The 23,073-nt window shown below is 72.0% G+C and carries 21 protein-coding genes; 16 read left to right on the forward strand and 5 right to left on the reverse strand.

All coding sequences use genetic code 11. From position 1 onward, the window contains the following. Positions 1 to 91 precede the first annotated feature (91 nt). Both ACFVJQ_RS06195 and ACFVJQ_RS06200 read right to left on the reverse strand, forming a co-directional pair. Entirely contained in the window at positions 92 to 781 is a 690-nt protein-coding gene (locus ACFVJQ_RS06195; protein WP_385515957.1) for a gamma-glutamyl-gamma-aminobutyrate hydrolase family protein, read from the reverse strand. Positions 782 to 850: 69 nt separating this feature from the next. Further along, positions 851 to 1,585, reverse strand: a complete 735-nt coding sequence (locus ACFVJQ_RS06200) for a FadR/GntR family transcriptional regulator (RefSeq protein WP_224738234.1) — start codon at positions 1,583 to 1,585, stop codon at positions 851 to 853. A 119-nt stretch (positions 1,586 to 1,704) separates the two neighbouring features. Here ACFVJQ_RS06200 and ACFVJQ_RS06205 point away from each other — a divergent pair, with 119 nt between their 5' ends. Genes ACFVJQ_RS06205 through ACFVJQ_RS06220 form a run of 4 tightly spaced genes read left to right on the forward strand, consistent with a single transcriptional unit; the run spans position 1,705 to position 6,172 of the window. After that, positions 1,705 to 3,069, forward strand: coding sequence for a glutamine synthetase family protein (locus ACFVJQ_RS06205; protein ID WP_385515958.1), 1,365 nt, complete (start codon positions 1,705 to 1,707; stop codon positions 3,067 to 3,069). Positions 3,070 to 3,077: 8 nt separating this feature from the next. Continuing rightward, the gene (locus tag ACFVJQ_RS06210) at positions 3,078 to 4,451 is read left to right on the forward strand and encodes an aldehyde dehydrogenase family protein (protein WP_385515959.1); all 1,374 of its coding nucleotides are present in this window, start codon (positions 3,078 to 3,080) and stop codon (positions 4,449 to 4,451) included. Continuing rightward, positions 4,448 to 5,230, forward strand: coding sequence for a 3-oxoacyl-ACP reductase (locus ACFVJQ_RS06215; protein ID WP_224738237.1), 783 nt, complete (start codon positions 4,448 to 4,450; stop codon positions 5,228 to 5,230). Before ACFVJQ_RS06210 ends, ACFVJQ_RS06215 begins: the two co-directional genes overlap by 4 nt. Positions 5,231 to 5,257: 27 nt before the next feature. Next, positions 5,258 to 6,172, forward strand: coding sequence for a DUF2510 domain-containing protein (locus ACFVJQ_RS06220; RefSeq protein ID WP_385515998.1), 915 nt, complete (start codon positions 5,258 to 5,260; stop codon positions 6,170 to 6,172). 4 nt (positions 6,173 to 6,176) lie between these two features. On the opposite strand, the gene ACFVJQ_RS06225 is transcribed toward ACFVJQ_RS06220, so the two are convergent. Continuing rightward, a complete protein-coding gene (locus tag ACFVJQ_RS06225; RefSeq protein WP_385515960.1) occupies positions 6,177 to 7,379 on the reverse strand; it encodes an amino acid deaminase/aldolase in 1,203 nt (400 codons plus the stop codon). 687 nt (positions 7,380 to 8,066) lie between these two features. On the opposite strand from ACFVJQ_RS06225, the gene ACFVJQ_RS06230 reads away from it, so the two are divergent. Beyond that, the gene (locus tag ACFVJQ_RS06230; protein ID WP_385781340.1) at positions 8,067 to 9,155 is read left to right on the forward strand and encodes a hypothetical protein; all 1,089 of its coding nucleotides are present in this window, start codon (positions 8,067 to 8,069) and stop codon (positions 9,153 to 9,155) included. Next, positions 9,152 to 10,333: a type VII secretion-associated serine protease mycosin gene (gene mycP, locus ACFVJQ_RS06235; RefSeq protein WP_385515962.1), complete on the forward strand. Its 1,182-nt coding sequence runs from the start codon at positions 9,152 to 9,154 to the stop codon at positions 10,331 to 10,333. Before ACFVJQ_RS06230 ends, mycP begins: the two co-directional genes overlap by 4 nt. Here mycP and ACFVJQ_RS06240 read toward each other — a convergent pair. Continuing rightward, positions 10,330 to 11,295 (reverse strand): serine hydrolase, encoded by a 966-nt coding sequence (locus ACFVJQ_RS06240; protein WP_385781343.1) that lies wholly within the window; start codon positions 11,293 to 11,295, stop codon positions 10,330 to 10,332. The genes mycP and ACFVJQ_RS06240 overlap by 4 nt on opposite strands. 148 nt (positions 11,296 to 11,443) lie before the next feature. Between ACFVJQ_RS06240 and ACFVJQ_RS06245 the strand changes: the two genes are divergently transcribed. Continuing rightward, the gene (locus ACFVJQ_RS06245) at positions 11,444 to 12,175 is read left to right on the forward strand and encodes an SseB family protein (protein WP_385515964.1); all 732 of its coding nucleotides are present in this window, start codon (positions 11,444 to 11,446) and stop codon (positions 12,173 to 12,175) included. Between the two features lies 1 nt (position 12,176). Here ACFVJQ_RS06245 and ACFVJQ_RS06250 read toward each other — a convergent pair whose 3' ends face one another. After that, on the reverse strand, positions 12,177 to 12,524 hold the full coding sequence (locus ACFVJQ_RS06250) for a DUF1844 domain-containing protein (protein WP_224738340.1): 348 nt from the start codon (positions 12,522 to 12,524) through the stop codon (positions 12,177 to 12,179). A 381-nt stretch (positions 12,525 to 12,905) separates the two neighbouring features. Here ACFVJQ_RS06250 and infC point away from each other — a divergent pair, with 381 nt between their 5' ends. The 9 genes from infC to ACFVJQ_RS06295 all read left to right on the forward strand — a co-directional run bounded on the left by infC (position 12,906) and on the right by ACFVJQ_RS06295 (position 23,001). Then, positions 12,906 to 13,544, forward strand: coding sequence for a translation initiation factor IF-3 (gene infC / locus ACFVJQ_RS06255; protein ID WP_385262136.1), 639 nt, complete (start codon positions 12,906 to 12,908; stop codon positions 13,542 to 13,544). 108 nt (positions 13,545 to 13,652) lie between these two features. Further along, the gene (gene rpmI / locus ACFVJQ_RS06260) at positions 13,653 to 13,847 is read left to right on the forward strand and encodes a 50S ribosomal protein L35 (RefSeq protein WP_007829094.1); all 195 of its coding nucleotides are present in this window, start codon (positions 13,653 to 13,655) and stop codon (positions 13,845 to 13,847) included. Between the two features lie 96 nt (positions 13,848 to 13,943). Continuing rightward, the gene (gene rplT, locus ACFVJQ_RS06265) at positions 13,944 to 14,327 is read left to right on the forward strand and encodes a 50S ribosomal protein L20 (RefSeq protein ID WP_004933571.1); all 384 of its coding nucleotides are present in this window, start codon (positions 13,944 to 13,946) and stop codon (positions 14,325 to 14,327) included. A gap of 178 nt (positions 14,328 to 14,505) precedes the next feature. Beyond that, positions 14,506 to 15,357 (forward strand): TrmH family RNA methyltransferase, encoded by an 852-nt coding sequence (locus ACFVJQ_RS06270; protein ID WP_385515965.1) that lies wholly within the window; start codon positions 14,506 to 14,508, stop codon positions 15,355 to 15,357. A gap of 53 nt (positions 15,358 to 15,410) precedes the next feature. Then, positions 15,411 to 16,547, forward strand: coding sequence for an ATP-binding protein (locus ACFVJQ_RS06275; RefSeq protein WP_385781348.1), 1,137 nt, complete (start codon positions 15,411 to 15,413; stop codon positions 16,545 to 16,547). A 129-nt stretch (positions 16,548 to 16,676) separates the two neighbouring features. Further along, positions 16,677 to 17,798 carry a phenylalanine--tRNA ligase subunit alpha gene (gene pheS / locus ACFVJQ_RS06280; RefSeq protein ID WP_385515967.1) on the forward strand — a complete coding sequence of 374 codons (1,122 nt, stop codon included), beginning with the start codon at positions 16,677 to 16,679 and terminating at the stop codon, positions 17,796 to 17,798. Continuing rightward, complete coding sequence (pheT, locus tag ACFVJQ_RS06285; protein WP_385515968.1) at positions 17,798 to 20,311, forward strand: phenylalanine--tRNA ligase subunit beta; 2,514 nt, start codon at positions 17,798 to 17,800, stop codon at positions 20,309 to 20,311. The genes pheS and pheT overlap by 1 nt, the downstream gene beginning before the upstream one ends. A 148-nt stretch (positions 20,312 to 20,459) precedes the next feature. Continuing rightward, positions 20,460 to 21,437, forward strand: coding sequence for a PP2C family protein-serine/threonine phosphatase (locus ACFVJQ_RS06290; protein ID WP_385781649.1), 978 nt, complete (start codon positions 20,460 to 20,462; stop codon positions 21,435 to 21,437). A gap of 223 nt (positions 21,438 to 21,660) precedes the next feature. After that, the gene (locus tag ACFVJQ_RS06295) at positions 21,661 to 23,001 is read left to right on the forward strand and encodes a transcriptional regulator (protein ID WP_385515969.1); all 1,341 of its coding nucleotides are present in this window, start codon (positions 21,661 to 21,663) and stop codon (positions 22,999 to 23,001) included. The last annotated feature ends 72 nt before the right edge of the window (positions 23,002 to 23,073 follow it).

Here is a 23,073-nt window from a genome sequence, read left to right on the forward strand (position 1 = left end):
CGGCTCTGCCGCGTGGGCGCGACCAGCCCACCAAGACCCGCAGCCGCCATCCGGCAGTCGGAACCGAGTTCTTGGGCACCGCGCACGCAGGTCAAGAAGCCGCCGCGTCGACCAGCGCCCGCATCACCCGCAAGTCCTCCCCCATCTCCGGATGCCACTGCACCCCCAGCACCCACCCCTCCGCGGACGGCAGCTCGATCGCCTCCACAGTGCCGTCCGCCGCGTGCGCCGAGGGAACGAGACCGGTGCCGAGCCGGTCCACGGACTGGTGGTGGTACGTCGGTACGGACGTCTCCTCCGGGACGACACCCGCGTACAGCGTGCCCGGCACCGGCTTGACCGCATGGTGGCCGAAGACCCCCACCACCTCCGCGTGCCCGTCGAGGTGCTGGACGAGCGTGCCGCCGAGGGCGACGTTCAGCAGCTGCATGCCCCGACAGATCCCCAGCAGCGGTACGTGCGCGGCCAGCGCCGCCTCGATCAGGGCCAGTTCCCAGGCGTCCCGTTCCCGCGCGGGCGGCCCGGTGCGGGGGTCGGGGGACGCGCCGTAGCGGACCGGTTCGACGTCCGGGCCACCCGCGATCACCAGAGCGTCGAGGCGGGCCACCGTCGCCGCCGCGTGCTGCGCCGCATCCGGCGGCAGCATCGCGGCCAGCCCGCCCGCGCGCTGCACCAGCCGCGGGTACCCGGCCGGCAGCAGTGCCGCGTCCAGTTCCCACACGCCCCAGCGCGCCCCGGCCTCCAGATACGTACTGACGCCGATCAGCGGCCTGCCGGTCATACGTCCTCCCGCTGCCCTCAATGGATCGCCCTCATACCTTTGCCGTCGGCAGCGGTACGGCACAAGGCCTCAGGCCAGGAACCCCCGCAGCAGTGCCGCGGTCCCCGCGCAGTGCTCCCGCATGATCTCCCGCGCCCCGTCCGCGTCGCCGTCGAGCACCGCCTCCACCAGCGCGGTGTGCTGGCGCTGCGAGTGCTCCAGGTTGCGGACCAGGAGCGGGATGCAGTCGAGCAGGTCGTTCACCGTCGCCCGTACCGCCGCGTACTGCGCGGTCAGCGTCGGCGATCCGGACAGCTCGGCGAGGGTGAGGTGGAGCAGCGTGTCCAGGCGCCGGTAGTCGGCGAGCGGGGCGTCGTGCGTGCGGGCGAGCGCGTCCCGCAGCCGGTCCGCCTGCTCGTCGTCGAGCCCGTGTGCCGCGCACAGCCCCGCCGCGCCCACCTCCAGCACTTCCCGGAACCGCAGCACGTCCTCGATGTCGACCGCGGCGACCCGCCGCCGCAGCTCGCTCTCGCCGGCGGCGTCCGTGCGGGGCAGCACGAACGTTCCGCCGTACCGTCCGCGCCGCGACTCCACGAGCCCCTGGTCCTGGAGCACCTTCAGCACCTCGCGCAGCGTCACCCGGCTGATCCCGAGCCGCTCCGCCAGCTCCCGCTCCGCGGGCAGCCGCTCCCCGCCGGGCACCAGACCGAGCCGTACGACCTGGAGGATCTGCTCCAGCGCCTCCTCGAAGCCGTTGCCCGCCCGCACCGGCCGCAGTACCGGCGTCAGCGGGTCGTCCGGGCCGCCGACCGGATCCACCGGCATATGGCCGTGCCCCCTTCCCAAGCAATGGTTCTCAGCAATACCTTATGGCTCTCGGCGCCGTCCGAAGAAGCGCGCAGAAGCCGGAAAGACGACGGAAGATGCCCCAAGGAGGCCCTCCCGTGGCAGACCGCACACCCCCGCTCAGCGTCGAGGAGCTGCACGCCCTCGTCGCGGGCGGCGAGATCGACACCGTCGTCCTGGCCTTCCCCGACATGCAGGGACGGCTGCAGGGCAAGCGGTTCGCCGCGCGTTTCTTCCTCGACGAGGTGCTCGAACACGGCACGGAGGGCTGCAACTACCTCCTCGCCGTCGACACCGAGATGAACACCGTCGACGGCTACGAGATGTCCTCCTGGGACCGGGGCTACGGCGACTTCGCCATGCACCCCGACCTGAGCACCCTGCGCCGGGTGCCGTGGAACGAGGGCACCGCCATGGTGATCGCCGACCTCGCCTGGAGCGACGGCTCCCCGGTCGTGGCCGCGCCCCGGCAGATCCTGCGGCGCCAGCTGGAGCGCCTCGCCGACCTCGGCCTCACCGCCCAGGTCGGCACCGAGCTGGAGTTCATCGTCTTCAAGGACACCTACGAGCAGGCCTGGGACGCCGGATACCGCGGGCTCACCCCGGCCAACCAGTACAACATCGACTACTCGGTCCTCGGCACCGGCCGCATCGAGCCCCTGCTGCGCCGGATCCGCAACGAGATGGCCGGCGCCGGGATGACCGTCGAGTCCGCCAAGGGCGAGTGCAACCCCGGCCAGCACGAGATCGCGTTCCGCTACGCCGAGGCCCTGGTCACCTGTGACCAGCACGCCGTCTACAAGACCGGCACCAAGGAGATCGCCGCCCAGGAGGGCATGTCGATCACCTTCATGGCGAAGTACAACGAGCGGGAGGGCAACTCCTGCCACATCCACCTGTCGTTGGCGGACGAGCACGGCAGGAACGTCATGCCGGGCAGCGCGCCGGACGGCATGTCCGACGTCATGCGGTACTTCCTCGCCGGGCAGCTCGCCGCGCTGCGGGACTTCTCCCTGCTCTACGCGCCCCACATCAACTCGTACAAACGCTTCCAGCCCGGCTCCTTCGCCCCGACCGCCGTCGCCTGGGGGTACGACAACCGCACCTGCGCGCTGCGCGTCGTCGGCCACGGCCGCTCCCTGCGGTTCGAGAACCGGCTGCCCGGCGGGGACGTCAACCCGCACCTCGCGGTGGCGGGCATGGTGGCCGCGGGCCTGTACGGGATCGAGCAGAAGCTCCAGCTGCCCGAGCCCTGCCCCGGCAACGCCTACACCGCCGACTTCGCGCACGTCCCCGGCACGCTCCGCGAGGCCGCCGAGCTCTGGGAGAACAGCCCGATCGCCAAGGCCGCCTTCGGCGACGAGGTCGTCGCGCACTACCGCAACATGGCCCGGGTCGAGCTCGAGGCCTTCGACGCCGCGGTCACCGACTGGGAGCTGCGCCGCTCCTTCGAACGCATGTGAGGCCCTTCTTGTCGTACGAACTCCAGGTGCTGAACCCGGCGACCGAGGAGGTCGTCGCCACTGTCCCCGGCGCGACCGCGGCCGACGTCGACGCGGCCGTCGTGCGCGCCGCCCGGGCGCAGGCGGACTGGGCGGGCCGCGCACCCGGCGACCGCGCGCGCCTGCTGCGCCGGTTCGCCGTCACGGTCGACGAACACCTCGAAGAACTCGCCCGGCTGGAGGTCCGCGAGGCCGGACACACCCTCGGCAACGCCCGCTGGGAGGCGGGCAACGTCCGTGATCTGCTCGACTACGCGGCCGGGGGAGTGGAGCGGCTGACCGGACGACAGATCCCGGTCCCGGGCGGCCTCGACGTCACGATCCTCGAACCGCTCGGCGTGGTCGGTGTCATCGCGCCCTGGAACTTCCCCATGCCGATCGCGGCCTGGGGCACGGCACCGGCGCTCGCCGCAGGCAACGCGGTCATCCTCAAGCCCGCCGAGACAACCCCGCTCACCGCACTCCGCCTGGCCGGACTTGCCCTGGAGGCGGGCCTGCCCGAGGGCCTGTTCCAGGTGCTGCCCGGACACGGCCCTGTCACGGGGAACGCGCTCGTCGAGCATCCGGGCGTGGCGAAGATCGTCTTCACCGGGTCAACGGCCGTGGGCAAACAGGTGCTGGCCAAGGGCTCGGCCCTCCTCAAGCGCGTCACCCTCGAACTCGGCGGCAAGAGCCCCAACATCGTCTTCGCCGACGCCGACCTCGAAGCCGCGGCCGCCGCCGCACCCATGTCCTTCCTCGACAACTCCGGCCAGGACTGCTGCGCCCGCACCCGCATCCTCGTCCAGCGCTCCGCCCACGACCGGTTCCTAGAGCTGCTCGCCCCGGCGATCGAGGCCGTGACCGTCGGCGACCCCGCCGACGAGAAGACCGACATGGGCCCCCTCATCTCCAAGGCCCAGCTGGAGCGCGTCCGTTCCTACGTCCCGACCGACGCCCAGGGCATCCGCGGCAAGGCCCCCGAAGGCCCCGGCTTCTGGTTCCCGCCGACCGTGCTGACCGGAGTCGACCCGCACGCGCGCGTGGCCGTCGAGGAGGTCTTCGGCCCCGTCGCCGTCGTCCTGCCCTTCGACGACGAGGCCGACGCCGTCCGCCTGGCCAACGCCACCGACTACGGCCTCTCCGGCTCCATCTGGACCCGCGACATCGGCCGCGCCCTGCGCGTCTCGCAGGCGGTCCGGGCCGGCAACCTGTCCGTCAACTCCCACTCCAGCGTCCGCTACTGGACCCCGTTCGGCGGCTTCAAACAGTCCGGCATCGGCCGCGAACTCGGCCCGGACGCACTGGCCGCCTTCACCGAAACCAAGAACGTCTTCATCAGCACGGAGGGCCCCGCACAGTGAGCGAAGACATCATCTGCCGCCGGCTCGTCGGCCGCACCGCCGTCGTCACCGGAGCCGGCAGCGGCATCGGCCTCGCCACCGCCCGCCGGCTCGCCTCCGAGGGCGCGCACGTGGTCTGCGGCGACGTCGACGAGCAGCGCGGCAAAGCGGCCGCCGAGGAGGTCGGCGGCCTCTTCGCGAAGGTCGACGTCACCGACCCCGAGCAGGTCGAGGCCCTGTTCCGGACGGCGTACGACACCTACGGCAGCGTCGACATCGCCTTCAACAACGCCGGCATCTCCCCACCCGACGACGACTCCATCCTGGAGACCGGCCTGGAGGCCTGGAAGCGCGTCCAGGAGGTCAACCTCACCTCCGTCTACCTGTGCTGCAAGGCGGCCATCCCCTACATGCGGCGCCAGGGCAAGGGCTCCATCATCAACACCGCGTCCTTCGTCGCCCGCATGGGCGCGGCCACCTCGCAGATCTCGTACACCGCCTCCAAGGGCGGCGTGCTCGCCATGTCCCGTGAACTCGGCGTGCAGTTCGCCCGCGAGGGCATCCGCGTGAACGCCCTCTGCCCGGGCCCGGTCAACACCCCGCTCCTCCAGGAGCTGTTCGCCAAGGACCCGGAGCGCGCCGCACGCCGGCTCGTCCACATCCCGCTCGGCCGGTTCGCCGAAGCCGAGGAGATCGCCGCCGCGGTCGCGTTCCTGGCCAGCGACGACTCCTCCTTCGTCAACGCCACCGACTTCCTGGTGGACGGCGGGATCTCGGGGGCGTACGTCACACCGCTGTAGGAGTCGTCCTACAGTGCCGGGATGAGCATGACGCCCCCGCCCGGCTGGTACCGCGATCCGTCGGCCCCGCACGTCGAACGCTGGTGGGACGGCACGGCCTGGACGGACCACCGGCGCACACCGGAGGTCCCCGGCCCGCCGTCCCCGACGGCCGGCACGTCCACGCGCGCGAAGGCCGTCGCCCTCACCGCCGCCGGGGTGGTTCTGGTCGCCGCGATCGTCACCGGGGCGGTCGTCCTCGGCGACGACGGCAACGGGGGCGGCACGGAGGCGAATCCCGCAGCACCCAGCACAGCCACGACCAGTGGAACACCTGCACCGTCGGCGTCCACCCCCGAACCGTCGGTCTCCACCTCCGAACCGTCCGCCGACGATCCGGCCGTCGTCGTCGACGAACTCAACGGCATCACCGTGCCGTTGCTCGACGGCTGGGTCAGGCCGGAGAACGTCACCACGGACAACGTCATGATGACGACGGACGGCACCTACGACTGCCCCGGCGACGGCGGCTTCTGCCGGCACGGACTGGTCATCTCGCGCACGGTGACCGAGAACGACGAGACGTCCCCCGAGGCCCTCGCCAAGGCGGACATCCCGGACGCCGCCGACGAGGCCTACGACCGTGACGTCGTCGGCCGCCGCCCCTACGGGGGCATCGAGTCCCACCGACTCGTCGCGTCGGGGCCGGTCGCGGTGGCGGGCCGCGCCGGGTACTTCGTGCGCTGGCGCGTCAGAACGGCCGAGGGGCCCGGCGGTTACGTCCAGTCCCTCGCCTTCCAGTCCAGCGTCGGCACCGAGTCGCCGGTCATCGTGCGCTACGTCTTCGACGCGGGCGAGGACGGCCCGCCGCTGGCCGACATGGACCGGATCACCAAGGGGATCCGGTCGATCGGCGACGAGGCCGGTGGCGGCGTGGGCAGCAGCGTCGGCCCGTCGAACTGACCCCTCACAAGAAGGTGCGGCCCTCACCCCGGTACGTCGGAACCGTCGCCGTCACCCGGTCGCCCTCGACGAGATGCAGCGCGTCGAACCGCTCGCACAGCTCACCGGCCTTGGCGTGCCGGAACCACACCTTGTCGCCGATCAGCAGATCGTCGGCGGGGGAACCGAGCAGCGGGGTCTGCACCTCGCCGGCACCCTCCTGGGGGTCGTACCGCAGCCCCTGAGGCAGATACGGCACCGGCAGCCGGTCCGCCCCGGCGGCGCCGGAGGCCGGATAGCCGCCGCCGAGCACGGTCACGACCCCCACGCCGGGTCGGCGCACCACCGGCTGCGCGAACAGCGCCGCCGGACGCCCGGTGAAGGACGTGTAGTTGTCGAACAGCCGCGGTACGTACAGCCCCGACCCCGCCCCGATCTCGGTGACCGCGTCCTCCGCCGCCGTGTGCTGCACACTGCCCGTGCCGCCGCCGTTGACGAACTCCAGCCCCGGCACCACGGCCCGCACCGCGCGCACCACCGCGGCGCGCCGTTCGGCAAGCTCCCGGCGGGCGGTGGCCTGCATCAACCGCACGGCACGCGAGCGCAGCGGCCGTCCGGCGACCGCATCCCCGACACCGGCGATGTGCCCCTCGTACGCCATGATCCCCACGACCTCGAACCCCGGCCGCCGGGCCACCGCCCGTGCCATGTCGGCGACCTGGGCGGGAGAGTGCAGCGGCGAGCGGCGGGCCCCGACGCGCACCCGCCCGCCGAGCAGCTTCAGCGAGGTGTCCAACTCCAGGCAGACGCGCACCACTTCACGGCCGCCGTCGCGCGCCCCGTCGATCAGGGTCAGCTGGGCGGGGTCGTCGATCATCACCGTGACCGCGGCGGCCAGCTTGGGATCGGCGGCCAGTTCGGCGAATCCGGCGCGGTCGGCCGACGGGTAGGCGAGCAGAATGTCGTCGAACCCCGACCGCGCCAGCCACAGGGACTCGGCCAGGGTGAACGACATGATGCCCGCGAAACCGTCCTTCGCGAGGACGCGTTCGAGCAGGGCACGGCAGCGGACGGACTTGCTGGCGACACGGATCGGCTTCCCGCCCGCCCGGCGGAGCATGTCGTCCGCGTTGGCGTCGAAGGCGTCCAGGTCCACGATCGCGAGAGGGGCGTCGAGATGGGCGGTGGCCCGGTCGTAACGGGCCCGGTCGGCGGCGCGCGCAGTCATGAACGAAGCCTGCCAGACAGGATTACCGCAGGGTAGGGGGATGTTCCGGGCAGATCCCCCGGGCTCGTGGACTGGTTCCCGTTCGACCCGGGGCAACCCGTAGAGTGACGCGCACGCACGGAGGAACGACTCTGCGCGCCACTCGCGCCGGATGCCGGTCCGCCGGTGCGGGTATGCGTGCGAATTGACGACGACGGCCCGCGTACGAGGACACGGGACCGGGCACGAGGAAACGGGGGGTGCATGAGCACGGAAGCGCGGCACGCGCCCATACCTCCCCGCCCGGCCACACCTCCCCGTCCGCCCCACCCGCCGACCCCCGGGAACGAGCCCGACCCTGCGGCGCCCTCCGAACGCCGCACCGAGCCGCCGACGCCCACCACAGCGGCCGGCGACCCCCCGCCACCCCGCAACGGCAGCACCACCACCTTCCCGGGCCTGCACGCTCCGTCCCGGACGGACGCCGGCGACCGGGACGGCGGACGCCGGGCCACGGCGGCCGGAGACACCGGCCCCTTCACCCCGCCCCCGCCTCCCGCATCCGCCCGCTTCCCGGACGCACCACCGCCGACCCGGGGTGAGAGCGGCGGAACGACCACGCGGAGAGCCGTGCCGCCGCGTTCAGGTGATCGGCCGAGTGCGCCCGCGCGTCCTGAGAGGCCGACGGATCCGAGCAACCGCCCCACCGTGCCCGCACGCCCCGGAGCCGCCCCCGGCTCGGCCGCCCCGAGCAGTGTGCCGCCTCGGCCGACCCGTCGGCCCGTGCCGCCGCGGCCGGTCGGTGTGCCCGCCGAGGCGCCCTCGGAGACGACGCGGCGTCTGCGCCCGATCCCTGCGGACCCGGCCCCGGCACGCGAGCGGCGGCACGGTTCGCCCACGTCATCCGCACCGGAAAACGCCACCCCCGTCTCCCCGAACCCCGCGTTCTCCTGGAGTACCCAGTCGGTGCCCCAGCGGCCGGTCGTCACGTTCGGGGAGCCCGAGGGGTACGACGAGTCGGCGCGGCCGCGGTCGTTCGGCGTGCGGGTACGGGGGCGTATCGTGGCGGTCGCCGCCTGTGTCGTGCTCGGGCTGGGGCTCATCGGGGGCGCCGTGACGGGGAGCTGGCTGATCGGGGACTCAGGAGAGGCCGGGGAACGCGGGGCCTTTGCGGCAGCCGGGAGCCTGTGGCACAGCGTGCCGGTGGATCAGCTGTTCCCGCCCACCGTGCAGGGGCGCGGCGCCGGCCCCGGTGGCGCCGACCGCACCTGGACCCGTATCGCCGTCGCCCCGGACAGCGGCTGCGCGGACGCCTTCGACCCCCTGCTGCGCAGGGCACTCGCCCCGGTCGGCTGTCAGCGCCTGCTGCGCGCCACTTATACCGACGCCACCCAGAGCTACGTCACCACCGTCGGCCTGCTCTTCACCAAGGCCGACGCCGCCGCCATGCGCTCCCTGGACGTCCGCTTCGAGGACGAGCGCCTGGACCGCCGCAGCGACCTGATGCCCCGCCCGTACGCCGCGAAGGGCACGGTCGCCGCCGGCTTCGGCGCCGAGCAGCGTGCCTCGTGGACCGTCTCCGTCCTCACCGACGCCCCCGTCGTCGTCTACGCCGTCTCCGGCTGGGCCGACGCCCGCACGGTCGACGAACCGCAGCCCGCCGCGGAGGCGATGCGCTCCGGCGCCACCAGCGCCCCCGCCCAGGCGGGCCTCGGCCACGAGGCCAAGGGCCTCGCCGACCGTGTCGAGCGCAGCCTGCGCAAGTCCGTCACCTCGTCCACGGAACAGCCCTCATGAAGCCCGTCGCAGCCGCCCGCAGGGCCGGCCTCGTGAGCGTCCTCGTCGCCGCCTCGGTCGCCCTCGTCCCGCCCACCGCCGCGCACGCCGACGGCATCCGCGCCGAGCAGTGGGCGCTGGACGCCATGCACACCGCGCAGGCCTGGCAGACCACCAAGGGCGAGGGCATCACCGTCGCCGTCCTCGACACGGGCGTCGATGCCGACCATCCCGACCTCGTCGGCAACGTCCTCGACGGCAAGGACATGATCCGCTTCGGAGCCGAGCCCGGCGACCGCGCCTGGGCCCGCCACGGCACCGCGATGGCCGGGATCATCGCCGGTCACGGCCATGGCGCCGGCAACAGCGACGGCGTCCTGGGTATCGCGCCCGAGGCGAAGATCCTCCCCGTCCGCGTGATCCTCGAAGACGGCGACCCGGCCCGGGCCAAGGCCCGGAAGACCCGCGGCAACGCCCTCGCGGACGGCATCCGCTGGGCCGCCGACCACGGCGCCGACGTCATCAACCTCTCCCTCGGCGACGACTCCGCCTCCGCCCACCCCGAACCCGCCGAGGACGAGGCCGTCCAGTACGCCCTGAAGAAGGGCTCCGTCGTCGTCGCCTCGGCCGGCAACGGCGGCGAGAAGGGCGACCACATCTCCTACCCGGCCGCCTACCCGGGCGTCATCGCCGCGACCGCCGTCGACAAGTTCGGCACCCGCGCCTCCTTCTCCACCCGCCGCTGGTACGCCACCGTCAGCGCCCCCGGCGTCGACGTCGTCATCGCCGACCCCGACCGCAGGTACTACGAGGGCTGGGGCACCAGCGCAGCCGCCGCCTTCGTCTCCGGCGCCGTCGCCCTCGTCAAGTCGGCCCACCCGGGCCTGACCCCCGCCCAGATCAAGCGGCTCCTCCAGGACACGGCCCGCAACGCCCCGGCCGACGGCCGCGACGACTCCCGCGGCTTCGGCTTCGTCGACCCGGCCGCCGCCATCGAGGAGGCCGGCCGGCTGAAGCCGGAGGGACTGCAGTCCGCGGCGTACGGCGACAAGTACTTCGGCTCCGGCCCGGACACGGCGGATTCCGACGACGACGCCACGAGGTGGGCCGCCCCGCTCGCCGGCGGCGCCGGCGGCGTGCTGCTGATCACGGCGGTCGTCCTGTGGCGCGGCCGCCGCAGGTACGGCCTGACGCGCTAACCAGCGGTGGCAGCGGACGACGTTGGCAGGGAAGTCCCGGCGAACACCGACACCGCCGCTCGCGCTGCCGCCTCGACCAGTGCGATCCCCTTCTCCTTGGTCGAGTTGCCGTCCGACAGCACCGCCACCAGGTAGTCACGGCCGTCGACCGTCACCCGCCCGATGCTGTTGACGTCCCACAGACCCGTCGCGGTCCGCGGCAGCCAGCCGTTCTTCAGGGCCCACGCCGTGTCGTCCCCGGCGGCCGACACACCCCACTGCTGACCGGCGGCGATCCGCCCCATCAGCTCCCGGAGATACGACCGCGAGGCCGCGTGCAGCTCTGATTCCTCTCCGAACACCTGCTGGAGCAGGGTGAGTTGGTCGACAGCCGTGGTCTGGGTCAGGCCCCACAGCAGGCCGCCGCCGCCCTCGGTGCCGGTCAGCCCGAACCGCTCGTTCGCGGCGTCCAGCCCCTCCGCCCCGCCGATCGTCCGCCACAGGGCCGACGCGGAGTCGTTGTCGCTGTGCTCGATCATCGCCGTGGCGTACGCCTGCTCCGCCGCCGTCAGCTGCCGCCCCGCATCCTGCGCCTGCAACAGCAGCGTCGCCAGGATGTCCACCTTGACGATGCTCGCGGTGTCGAAGGTGCCTTCCCCGTACGAGGCACCCTCCCCGGAGTCCACGTCCAGCACCGCCACCGACACGTCCGCGCCGTCCTCGACCGGCACGCCCCGCACGGCCTCGGCCAGCAGCGCGTCACGATCCACCGTCGGCCGCGCCACAGGTTCCACCGATGCCTCCCCGATGTCCGACGCCGAGGCGTTGCCCGACGCCGGGGCCGACGGCGTCACGGCCGACGATACGGCCGGCACTCCGGAGTGCGCCTGCGCCGTCACGTAGGCCGTACCGCCCATCACGACAGCAGAGGCAGCGGCAGCGCAGATCAAGGTACGGGTGCGGCGGGCTCTGCGGGACTCCATGCCGCGATGCTGACGGCGGCACCTGTGCGGGCCGTTAGACGGACGTTAGATGTGTGTCAGAAATGCCGGGAAACCCGTGAGCGGTGTCACGGCCGCGTTACCGGGCCCGCACAAGCGCAGCAGCATCCCCCCTATAGGGTCGGTGACCGTGGCGAACAAGAACATTCCCGACCCCGGCTTCTCCGACGACGACGGCTCGGCCGATCCCCGGCTGAGCGCGGCGCTCGCCGCCTGGGCCGAGGACCGTACCGCCGTGGGACCGGTGCTGGCGGCGCTCAAGGGCGCCCGGCTGCTCGTCCCCGTGGTGGCCGTGCTCGGCGAGGTCGAGGAGGACGAGAACGGGCTGCGCCGCGAGAAGACCAGCGACATGGCCGTACCGACCCTCAAGGCCGGTGACCGCACCGCCCTGCCCGCCTTCACGTCCACCGACTCGCTGGCCCGCTGGGACCCGCAGGCCCGGCCGGTGGCCGTACCTCTGCACCAGGCTCTCCAGGCGGCCGCACACGAGAAGGCCGACACCGTGGTGCTGGACCTCGCCGGACCGGTGCCGTTCGAGCTGACCGGTCCCGCACTGCTGGCGCTGGCCGAGGGGCGTACGACCACCGACCCGCTCGCCGACCCCGCCGTCGTCGCGGCGGTACGGGCCGCGGTCGCCGCCGAGCCGGCCGTACTGCGCGCCCACCTCGGCCCGGGACAGGCCGACGGCACCCTGGCCCTCGTCCTCGATCCGGCCGCCGCCCCGGCCGATGCCGCCCGCGCGGTGGCCCGGCGCATGGCCGCCGACGAAACACTGAGGGCCCGCCTGGTACGCGGCCTCGACCTGGCACTGCTGCCAGCCGGGACGACGCCACCGGGCGAGCCCCTGTACGTAAAGGGTTAGGTCAGCGGTAGACCGGGCCCGTGTACTTCTCGCCCGGACCCTGGCCCGGCTCGTCCGGGACCAGGGACGCCTCGCGGAACGCCAGCTGGAGCGACTTCAGGCCGTCGCGCAGCGGGGCCGCGTGGAACGAGCTGATCTCGGTCGCGCTCCCGTCCAGCAGACCGGCCAGGGCGTGGATCAGCTTGCGGGCCTCGTCCAGGTCCTTGTGCTTCTCGCCCTCCTCGGTCAGACCGAGCTTCACCGCGGCGGCGCTCATCAGGTTGACGGCGACCGTCACGATCACCTCGACCGCGGGGACCTCGGCGATGTCGCGGGTCATGGCGTTGAAGTCGGGCGTCTCTTCACTCATGCCGTTCACCATAGGGGCAGAGGGACAACCAGCCCCAGTCGGCCTCAGTTAGCCCTTTCCGGCCGAGGCTGCTAACCTTGTGTAACGACCGGTCGGACACGCATGTGTGTAAGTGTGACCGACCTACAAGTGGAGGCTTTCGAACTCCCACCTGGCCGCCCTCAGGGCGGCGGGTCACCGGTCAGGCGGTCCCGTCCCCAGCGGCGGCCACCGCCCGAAAGTGCGCCCCGCGGTCACCGCGGCGGTCGCTCCGGTAGTTCGAGGAGCCCCGCCTGTGATCGTCCGGGGCATTTTTTGTGCTTCGGCGCGGTTAGGTCTAACGAACAGAGACGTTACGCGGCTGTCCGCCAGACCGTCGCGTGGTGCTACCGAGGAGGATCCATCAGCGCCGAGCCCCGCATCAACGACCGGATTCGCGTTCCCGAGGTGCGACTTGTCGGTCCCAGTGGCGAGCAGGTGGGCATTGTCCCGCTGGCCAAGGCACTGGAGCTTGCGCAGGAGTACGACCTGGACCTGGTCGAGGTCGCGGCGAACGCCCGTCCGCCCGTGTGCAAGCTCATGGACTACGGGAAGTTCAAGTACGAGTCGGCCATGAAGGCCCGTGAGGCGCGCAAGAACCAGGCGCACACGGTCATCAAGGAGATGAAGCTCCGGCCGAAGATCGACCCGCACGACTATGACACCAAGAAGGGTCACGTCGTCCGGTTCCTCAAGCAGGGCGACAAGGTCAAGATCACGATCATGTTCCGTGGTCGCGAGCAGTCCCGGCCCGAGCTGGGCTACCGACTGCTGCAGCGTCTCGCGGAGGACGTCCAGGACCTCGGATTCGTCGAGTCGAACCCGAAGCAGGACGGCCGCAACATGATCATGGTTCTCGGTCCGCACAAGAAGAAGACCGAGGCGATGGCCGAGGCCCGCCAGGCGCAGGAGGCCCGCAAGGCGTCCGCGAAGGCCAACCCCGGTCGCTCGCAGAACCCCGCCGATGCCGAGGCCCCCACCGAGGAGCCCGCCGAGGCGTGACCCCGGGGACGTCAGTCCCAGGACACAACCGATACAAGAGCGACGCTCCACCGTGCCCGGTTTCGCGACCGGGCACCGGAGCGCCACCGACGAGGAGAGAACGGCGCTATGCCGAAGAACAAGTCGCACAGCGGTGCCAGCAAGCGCTTCAAGGTCACCGGCTCCGGCAAGGTGCTCCGTGAGCGCGCCGGCAAGCGCCACCTGCTCGAGCACAAGTCGTCCCGTCTGACGCGTCGCCTCACCGGCAACGCCGAGATGGCCCCGGGCGACGCCAAGAAGATCAAGAAGCTTCTCGGCAAGTGACCCAGCGGCGCGCCGAGCGCCCTGCGTCTGGACCGGGACCCAATCGTTTCCGGGCCGTGTGAGTCCAACCGCGGCCCCGCTACAAGGAGTTAAAAAGTGGCACGCGTCAAGCGGGCAGTGAACGCCCACAAGAAGCGCCGGGCGATCCTCGAGCAGGCCTCCGGCTACCGCGGTCAGCGTTCGCGCCTGTACCGCAAGGCCAAGGAGCAGGTCACCCACTCGCTGGTCTACAACTACAACGACCGCAAGAAGCGCAAGGGTGACTTCCGCCAGCTGTGGATCCAGCGCATCAACGCCGCTGCCCGCGCCAACGGCATCACGTACAACCGCTTCATCCAGGGTCTGAAGGCCGCGAACGTCGAGGTCGACCGCAAGATCCTGGCCGAGCTGGCCGTGAACGACGCCACCGCGTTCGCCGCGCTCGTCGAGGTCGCGCAGAAGGCGCTGCCGGCCGACGTCAACGCGCCGAAGGCTGCGTGATCGCTGCGCCGGCTCAGGCCGACGTCCGACGTGACTGAACGGACCCGTGGGCGATGCCTGCGGGTCCGTTGGTATGAGCACCGGTTGGTTCGGCACCGCCGGAATCCGCCGTCGTGGCTGAGCGCCGTTGCGGCGGAGAAGAAGCGACCGATCGCCGTCGTAGCGGAGAGTTACTGAAGTGAACAATGCCCCCACCCCCGAGCTGATCTCCCCCCGTTCTCCCCGCGTCTTGGCCGCGCGGCGGCTGGCCAAGCGGAACTTTCGGGGGAAAGAGCGGCTGTTTCTGGCGGAGGGGCCGCAGGCCGTGCGGGAGGCAGGTGCGCAGCCGGACACGCTGGTCGAGCTGTTCGCCACCGTGGAGGCCGCCGAGCGGTACGCGGACATCATCGGCCTGGCCCGTGACACCGGCGCCCGTGTCCACCTCGCCTCCGAAGAGGTCATCGCGGACATCTCCACGACCGTGACCCCGCAGGGGCTCGTCGGGATCTGCCGGTTCCTCGACACGCCTTTCGAGGACATCCTCCGTGCGCGGCCCAAGCTCGTGGCCGTGCTCGCGCATGTGCGCGACCCCGGCAACGCCGGCACCGTGCTGCGGTGCGCGGACGCCGCCGGGGCCGAGGCCGTCGTGCTGACCGACGCCTCCGTCGATCTGTACAACCCCAAGGCCGTCCGCGCCTCCGTGGGCTCGCTGTTCCATCTGCCGGTCGCCGTGGGTGTGCCCGTCGAGCGGGCCGTGGCGGGATTGACGGAAGCCGGTGTGCGGATCCTGGCCGCCGACGGGGCCGGGGAGCACGACCTCGACGAGGAGCTCGACAAGGGGACCATGGGCGGGCCGACCGCATGGGTCTTCGGCAACGAGGCGTGGGGGCTCCCGGAGGAGACCCGCGCGCTCGCGGACGCCGTCGTCCGCGTCCCGATCCACGGGAAGGCCGAGAGCCTGAACCTCGCCACCGCCGCGGCCGTATGTCTCTACGCGTCGGCCCGTGCACAGCGCGCCCCCGGAGGCTGCCGCTCCGTCACCGACAGCTAGTAGGGTGACCAGCTCGGGGGCCACCTGCGCCGTCTGAGAGGTGGGGTACGGGGATGAGTGTCGGCACGAGCAGCGCACCGGGGGGACGGGACGTACGGCGCCCGCCCGAGCCCCGCTACGGCGATCCTGCCGAGCTCGGCATCGACCCCGACGAACTGCCCGACGGGCTCGTCGTCGCGGACGAGCACGGGCGGGTGATCTGCTTCAACTCCGCCGCCGAACGCATCACCACGGTTGCCGCGCAGGACGTCCTCGGACAGCGCCTCGACAAGGCCCTGCCCTTGGAGGACCTGGAGGGCAGGCGGTGGTGGCAGCTGACCGATCCCTACGGCGGGCTCGCCATCCGGGTCCGGCAGCCCGAGCGGAACCTGCTGCTGCCGGGTGGCCGGGAGGTGCTCGTCTCGGCGCGCTACGTCCGTACGGAACCCACCGGCCCCGTCCGCCGCGTCGTCGTCTCCCTGCGCGACACCGAGGCCCGCCGCCGCACCGAGCGCAGCCACGCCGAACTGATCGCCACCGTCGCCCACGAACTGCGCTCGCCGCTCACCTCCGTCAAGGGCTTCACCGCCACCCTCCTCGCCAAGTGGGAGAGGTTCACCGACGACCAGAAGCGGCTGATGCTCGAGACGGTCGATGCCGACGCCGACCGCGTCACCCGGCTCATCGCGGAGCTGCTGGACATCTCCCGGATCGACTCCGGTCGGCTGGAGGTGCGCCGCCAGCCCGTCGACATCGGGGCCGCCGTCGGCCGGCACATCCAGGCGTACGTCGCGGCCGGACTGTCCGCCGACCGGTTCCTGCTGCGCATCGAGCAGCCGCTGCCCGCCCTGTGGGCCGACCCCGACAAGATCGACCAGGTGCTCAGCAACCTCATCGAAAATGCCGTGCGGCACGGCGAGGGAACCGTCACGATCGACGTAACGCCCGCCACGTCCCCCCGCGAGGGAGAGGACGTCGGCACGTCGGTCACCGTGAGCGACGAGGGCACCGGCATTCCGGAGGAGTCCATGAACCGCGTCTTCACCCGCTTCTGGCGGGGCAGCAAGCGCGGCGGCACGGGCCTTGGGCTGTACATCGTCAAGGGCATCGTCGAGGCCCACGGCGGCACCATCACGGTCGGCCGCGCCGCCGGTGGCGGCGCCGAGTTTCGATTTACGTTGCCCGTGAGCGCTCCGGCATATCTGACCTGAGCGGCCCACGGGCGCATTCGCCTACCTCCACCCCGTTAGACTCGGCCTTTGGCACCTTTGTGTCCCGGAGACGGCCTTGTGAGTCGGTGACGGGGACCTTCAGCCAGCCAATCGGAAGCACGGGAAGAGATGTCGGCACCGAATAAGTCGTACGACCCTGTCGAGGTCGAGACGTTGAAACCGGAAGAGATCGAGCGCATGCGGGACGAGGCGCTCGCCGCCTTCGCCGCCGCGGACTCCCTCGACGCGCTCCAGGAGGCCAAGGTCGCCCACACCGGCGGCACCTCCCCGCTGGCCCTCGCCAACCGCGAGATCGGCGCCCTGCCCCCGCACGCCAAGGCCGAGGCCGGCAAGCGCGTCGGCCAGGCCCGCGGCGCCGTGAACAAGGCCCTCGCCGCCCGCCAGGCCGAGCTGGAGGCCGAGCGCGACGCGCGCGTGCTGGTCGAGGAGGACGTGGACGTCACGCTGCCGTACGACCGCGTACCGGCCGGCGCCCGCCACCCGCTCACCACGCTCTCGGAGCGCATCGAGGACGTCTTCGTGGCCATGGGCTACGAGGTCGCCGAGGGACCGCAGGTCGAGGCCGAGTGGTTCAACTTCGACGCTTTGAACATCGGCCCGGACCACCCGGCCCGCGGCGAGGCGGACACGTTCTTCATCGAGGGCCCGGACGGCTCCGGCGACTCCGGCGTCGTGCTGCGTACCCACACCTCGCCCGTGCAGATCCGCTCCCTGCTCGACCGTGAGCTGCCGGTCTACGTGATCTGCCCCGGCCGCGTGTACCGCACCGACGAGCTGGACGCCACGCACACCCCGGTCTTCCACCAGGTCGAGCTGCTCGCCGTCGACGAGGGCCTGACCATGGCGGACCTCAAGGGCACCCTGGACCACATGGTCCAGTCCCTGTTCGGCGAGGGGATGAAGACGCGGCTGCGGCCGAACTTCTTCCCGTTCACCGAGCCGTCCGCCGAGATGGACATGGTGTGCTACGTCTGCCGCGGCGAGTCCGTCGGCAACCCCGACCGGCCCTGCCGCACCTGCTCCAGCGAGGGCTGGATCGAGCTCGGCGGCTGCGGCATGGTCAACCCGCGGGTGCTCACCGCCTGCGGCGTCGACCCGGAGAAGTACAGCGGCTTCGCCTTCGGGTTCGGCATCGAGCGGATGCTGATGTTCCGCCACAACGTCGAGGACATGCGAGACATGGTCGAGGGTGACGTCCGGTTCACCCGGCCGTTCGGGATGGAGATCTGATGCGGGTCCCGCTTTCTTGGCTGCGGGAGTACGTCGACCTGCCGGAGACGGAGACGGGTCGTGACGTGCAGGCCAAGCTCATTTCGGCCGGTCTTGAGGTCGAGACCGTCGAGCAGCTCGGCGCCGACCTCAAGGGCCCCCTCGTCGTCGGTCAGGTGCTGACCATCGAGGAGCTGACGGAGTTCAAGAAGCCGATCCGCTTCTGCACCGTCGACGTCGGCACCGCCAACGGCACGGGTGAGCCCCAGGAGATCGTCTGCGGCGCCCGCAACTTCGCCGAGGGCGACAAGGTCGTCGTGGTCCTCCCGGGCGCCGTGCTGCCCGGCGGCTTCGCGATCTCCGCGCGCAAGACGTACGGCAGGAACTCGCACGGCATGATCTGCTCCAGCAGCGAGCTGGGGATGGGCGACGACGGCACGCACGGCATCATCGTGCTGCCGCCCGAGACCGAGGTCGGCAAGGACGCCATCGAGCTGCTCGAGCTGGTCGACGAGGTGCTGGACATCGCCGTCACCGCCAACCGCGGCGACTGTCTGTCCATCCGCGGCGTCGCCCGCGAGGCCGCCATCGCCTACGGCCTGCCGCTGCGCGACCCGGCCCTGCTCGACGTACCGGCGCCGAACGCCTACGGCTACCCGGTGAAGGTCTCCGAGCCGCTCGGCTGCGACCGCTTCACCGCCCGCACGATCAGCGGCCTGCGGCCCGAGGCCCGCTCCCCGATCTGGCTCCAGCGCCGGCTCCAGAAGGTCGGCATGCGTCCGATCTCGCTCGCCGTCGACGTCACCAACTACGTGATGATGGAGCTCGGCCAGCCGCTCCACGCCTACGACCGCTCACTGGTCCAGGGCACGATCGGTGTGCGGCGGGCCGAGGAGGGCGAGAAGATCGTCACCCTCGACGGGGTCACCCGCACGCTGCACGCCGAGGACCTGGTGATCACCGACGAGCGCGGGCCCATCGGGCTCGCCGGCGTCATGGGCGGCGCCAACACCGAGATCGCCGACCACGAGAACACCGAGGGCGCCACGACCGACATCGTGATCGAGGCCGCGCACTTCGACGCGGTGTCGATCGCACGGACGGCCCGCCGGCACAAGCTGTCCTCCGAGGCGTCCCGGCGCTTCGAGCGGGGCGTCGACCCCGAGGCCGCGTCCGCCGCCGCCCAGCGCACGGTGGACCTGCTGGTGCTGCTCGCGGGCGGCACCGCCGAGGCCGGTGTCACCGAGGTCATCACTCCCTCCGCGCCGCACACCATCACCGTTCCGGCCGACCACCCGGACAAGGTCGCGGGCGTCGAGTACGGCCGCGAGACCGTCGTACGCCGCCTCCAGCAGATCGGCTGCGACGTGTACGGGCAGGACGAGCTGATCGTCACCGTGCCGTCCTGGCGGCCCGACCTGCTCGAGCAGAACGACCTCGCCGAAGAGGTCATCCGGCTCGAGGGCTACGAGAACCTGCCCTCCACGCTGCCCAAGCCCCCGTCGGGCCGCGGCCTGACCCACCGGCAGCGGCTGCACCGCCGGGTCGGCCGTGCCCTGGCCGGTGCGGGCTACGTCGAGGCGCCGAACTACCCGTTCGTCAGCGAGCAGGTCTTCGACCAGCTCGGCCTCGACGCCGACGACCCCGCCCGCCGCGTCGTCCGGCTGGTCAACCCGCTCAACGACGAGGAGCCCGCGCTCCGTACGTCGCTGCTGCCGGGCCTGCTCGGTGCCCTGCGGCGCAATGACGGCCGGGGCTCGCACGACCTGGCGCTGTTCGAGACGGGGCTGGTGTTCCATCCGCGTGAGGACCAGGGCGTCGCCACCCATCTGCCGGTCGACCGTCGCCCCACCGACGAGGAGATCGCCACGCTGAACGCCGCGCTGCCCGAGCAGCCGCGGCACGTGGCCGTCGTCCTCGCGGGCGCACGTGAACAGGCCGGCTGGTGGGGCAAGGACCGCCCGGCCGACTGGGCCGACGCGATCGAGGCTGCACGCACGGTGGCCCGTGAGGCGGGCGCCGAACTCGTCGTGCGCAAGGGCCAGTACGGGCCGTGGCACCCGGGTCGCTGTGCCGAGCTCGTGGTCGTCGCCGACGGCACCGAGCGGGTCGTGGGGCACGCCGGTGAGCTGCACCCGCGCGTCCTGAAGGCGCTGGGCCTGCCCGCCCGCACCTGCGCGATGGAGCTCGACCTGGACGCCCTGGAGCAGGTGGGCGACGGCACCCCGCAGGCGCCGCGCATCTCCACGTTCCCGGTCGCCACGCAGGACGTCGCGCTCGTCGTCGACCAACCGGTCCCGCACGCCGAGGTCGAGGCCGCGCTGCGCGAGGGCGCCGGTGAACTGCTCGAGTCCATCCGGCTGTTCGACGTGTACGAGAACGCGGAGCAGCTCGGCGACGGGCGGAAGTCGCTGGCGTACGCGCTGCGGTTCCGTGCGGCTGACCGGACGCTGACGGTCGACGAGGCGTCGGCGGCTCGGGACGCGGCGGTGGCGCTGGCCGCTGAGCGTACGGGGGCAGTGCTGCGGAGTTAGGTCGCGGTAGCGCCGGGGACTGCGCGTTGGTGGGCGGCTGCGGGTTGTTCGTGGCTGGTTGCGCAGTTCCCCGCGCCCCTTGTGGGGGGGGCATGCCCCCCACACCCCCTATCGGTCACCTCACTCGTTCGGGTGGCAAGTTCGGGCGATCTGGCTCTTACGGGGCACACGGCGACAGAATCGGACCGGTCTTTCGAGGCCGGTCTGCGCTGTTACGGCCTGCAATGGGGGCATCCGTATGATCCGTAAGCTGCGGGTGCCCGGCAGGGTGTTTGCGCTGGGGCTTCCCACCATGGGGGGCGCGCAGGACGCGCTGCTGCGGCCCGTGCCCCCGCGCATCGACGGGCTGAGCGTCGCCGCCGCCCAGCTCGCCGCCGACCGCAGCTCCTCCGTCGGCGGCGATCTGTACGAGGTCGTCGCCACCGAGCACGGTGTCCGCGTTGTGATGGGGGACGTACGCGGGCACGGGCTGGCCGCGACAGGGACCGTCGCCGCCGTCCTCGGCAGCTTCCGGGAGGCCGTGCACGACGAGCCGGAACTCGCCGGAGTTCTGCGCCGGCTGGACCGCGCCCTGGCCCGGTACCTGAGAGAGCGGTCCGACGGCCTTGTGGCCGAGGAGTTCGTGACCGTCCTGCTGCTGGAGATCGGGCGGGACGGCGAGGTGCGGGCCCTCAACTGCGGCCACCCCTGGCCGTACCGGCTCCTCGGCACCCACGTCGAACCACTCGCCCGAGCCGATCCCCTCCCACCCCTGGGCTCGTTCCCGCTACCGCTCGACCTGCCCGCCGCACCCTTCGGCCAACTCCGGCCCGGCGAGGCACTGTTCCTCTTCACGGACGGCGCCGAGGACGCCCGAGACGTGCATGGCCGGTTCTTTCCGCTGCCGGACGTACTCACGGAGGCTCTGCGCGAGGGCGCGCACACCCCGCAGTCCATGCTGGGTGCCGTCTTCATCCGCGTGTTGGGCCACACCAGCGGCAGCCCCACCGACGACATAGCCCTACTGGCACTACGCAACGAACGGCACCACAGACGCCCCTCAGGGGCGCGGGACAGTGACACATGCGGCTCCGCCGCGCGGGCGCGACCAGCCACCCCCCACCCGCAGCCGACAACCCACCGCTAGCCCTACGGTCCCCGGCACAGCGAGCGCAGCGCCGCCGCCGGGCCGCCGCTGTACGAGGGGGAGCCGACGGCCCGGCCGGCCTCTTGCGAGGCATTTCAGTCAACCGGCCGGAAACTCTCCGCAACAGTGCGCGCACAGCCCGGATTCGCGCACTCCGTTCACACCCCGTGTGAAGGCGAATTCACTACGCTGTCGACACCGAGCCATCTGGGGGGCCTTTCCGATGCAGCCCAACACTCTGCTCGACGCGATCCTGGACGAGGCGGGGATCTCGCACGCCGGCCTCGCGGCACATGTGAACCAGGCCGGGCGGGCGCGCGGGCTCGCGCTCCGTTACGAACACACCGCCGTGGCCCGCTGGTTGAAGGGCCAGCGGCCGCGTGGCCAGGTGCCCGACCTGATCTGCGAGGTGCTCGCCGCCCGGCTGCACCGGCCGGTGACACTCGACGACATCGGACTCGGCGTACCGGGGGAGTCGGCCGGCGCGCACGGCACGTCGCTGTCCGGCTTCGTCGAACGCGCCACCGCCCTGTGGCGTTCCGACGAACAGCAGCGCCCGCACGTCCTCGGCGCCCCCGCCGTCACCGGCACGCCGGCTGTCATGCCCGTGTGGGAGTGGGAGAACCCGCCCGAGGACGTGGACGTCTCCCGCGGTGGCCGGCACCGGGTCACCCCGGCCGACATCGAGATGCTGCGCTCCGCCCGCACCCACTACGAGCAGATGTACCGCAAGGCCGGCGGCGTCGCGACCCGCACCCGGATCGTCGGCTTCCTCAACTCCGAGGCGGCGCCCCTGCTGCGCGGCAGCTACACCGACGCCACCGGCCGCCAAATCCACCGCGCCACCGGCGGATTGGTCGCGATCGCCGGCATCTGCGCCTACGACTCCGACGCACACGGCCTCGCCCAGCGCTACTTCCACCAGGCGCTGCGGCTCGCCAAGGCCAGCGGCGACCGGGGACTCGGTGCCTATGTGATCGCGTTGCTCGTCAACCAGTCGCTGTTCATGCGGGAGTACCGTCAGGCCGTCGCCTTCGCGGAGGCTGCGCTGCGGGCCGCAGGCAAGCACATCACCCCGGCCCTCGCCTCTGATCTGTACGCGATGCAGGCGAAGGCGTACGCCCACCTCGGCGACGGCACGAGCGCCCTGTCCTGCATACGGCGGGCCGAGCAGGCCGCCGAACGCATCCGGCGCGGACACGAACCCGACGAGACCGGCTATGTCCAGCCGGGCCTGGTCAACGTCCAGGTGGCGGAGGCACTGCTCAGCCTCGGCGAACTGGCCGCCGCCGGTGAGCATGCCGCGGCCGCCGTGGACAACCCCGCGCACGACCGGGGCCGGGTGCACCGGCTCGCCATGCTCAGCACCATCGAACTGCGCCAGGGCAACGCCGAGAAGGCGGTGGCGACCGCGGTGCAGATGGCCGAGCAGGCCCGCGGCATGGAGTCCCAGCGGCTGCGTGACAGACTCCGGGCGGTGCGCGAGCACCTGGTGCGCAGCGGCGGCGCGGGCACGGCCGAGGCCGCCGAACTCATCGACGGGGCACTGCGCGTACCGCTGTAGCGACACCGCCTGAACGGCAACGCCACGCTTTCCCTCTGCTGTGGGCACGCTCCTGCTGCGATATTGCCACTT

Source organism: Streptomyces sp. NPDC127197 (assembly GCF_042672405.1).
Taxonomy (GTDB): Bacteria; Actinomycetota; Actinomycetes; order Streptomycetales; family Streptomycetaceae; genus Streptomyces; species Streptomyces flavusporus.

Excerpts from the sequence above, each read along its gene's own strand:
- ACFVJQ_RS06195 (WP_385515957.1), bottom strand. The coding sequence starts at position 781 with ATGACCGGCAGGCCGCTGATCGGCGTCAGTACGTATCTGGAGGCCGGG.
- ACFVJQ_RS06200 (WP_224738234.1), bottom strand. The coding sequence starts at position 1,585 with ATGCCGGTGGATCCGGTCGGCGGCCCGGACGACCCGCTGACGCCGGTA.
- ACFVJQ_RS06220 (WP_385515998.1), top strand. The coding sequence starts at position 5,258 with ATGACGCCCCCGCCCGGCTGGTACCGCGATCCGTCGGCCCCGCACGTC.
- ACFVJQ_RS06225 (WP_385515960.1), bottom strand. The coding sequence starts at position 7,379 with ATGACTGCGCGCGCCGCCGACCGGGCCCGTTACGACCGGGCCACCGCC.
- mycP (WP_385515962.1), top strand. The coding sequence starts at position 9,152 with ATGAAGCCCGTCGCAGCCGCCCGCAGGGCCGGCCTCGTGAGCGTCCTC.
- ACFVJQ_RS06240 (WP_385781343.1), bottom strand. The coding sequence starts at position 11,295 with ATGGAGTCCCGCAGAGCCCGCCGCACCCGTACCTTGATCTGCGCTGCC.
- ACFVJQ_RS06250 (WP_224738340.1), bottom strand. The coding sequence starts at position 12,524 with ATGAGTGAAGAGACGCCCGACTTCAACGCCATGACCCGCGACATCGCC.
- rpmI (WP_007829094.1), top strand. The coding sequence starts at position 13,653 with ATGCCGAAGAACAAGTCGCACAGCGGTGCCAGCAAGCGCTTCAAGGTC.
- ACFVJQ_RS06275 (WP_385781348.1), top strand. The coding sequence starts at position 15,411 with ATGAGTGTCGGCACGAGCAGCGCACCGGGGGGACGGGACGTACGGCGC.
- pheS (WP_385515967.1), top strand. The coding sequence starts at position 16,677 with ATGTCGGCACCGAATAAGTCGTACGACCCTGTCGAGGTCGAGACGTTG.
- pheT (WP_385515968.1), top strand. The coding sequence starts at position 17,798 with ATGCGGGTCCCGCTTTCTTGGCTGCGGGAGTACGTCGACCTGCCGGAG.
- ACFVJQ_RS06295 (WP_385515969.1), top strand. The coding sequence starts at position 21,661 with ATGCAGCCCAACACTCTGCTCGACGCGATCCTGGACGAGGCGGGGATC.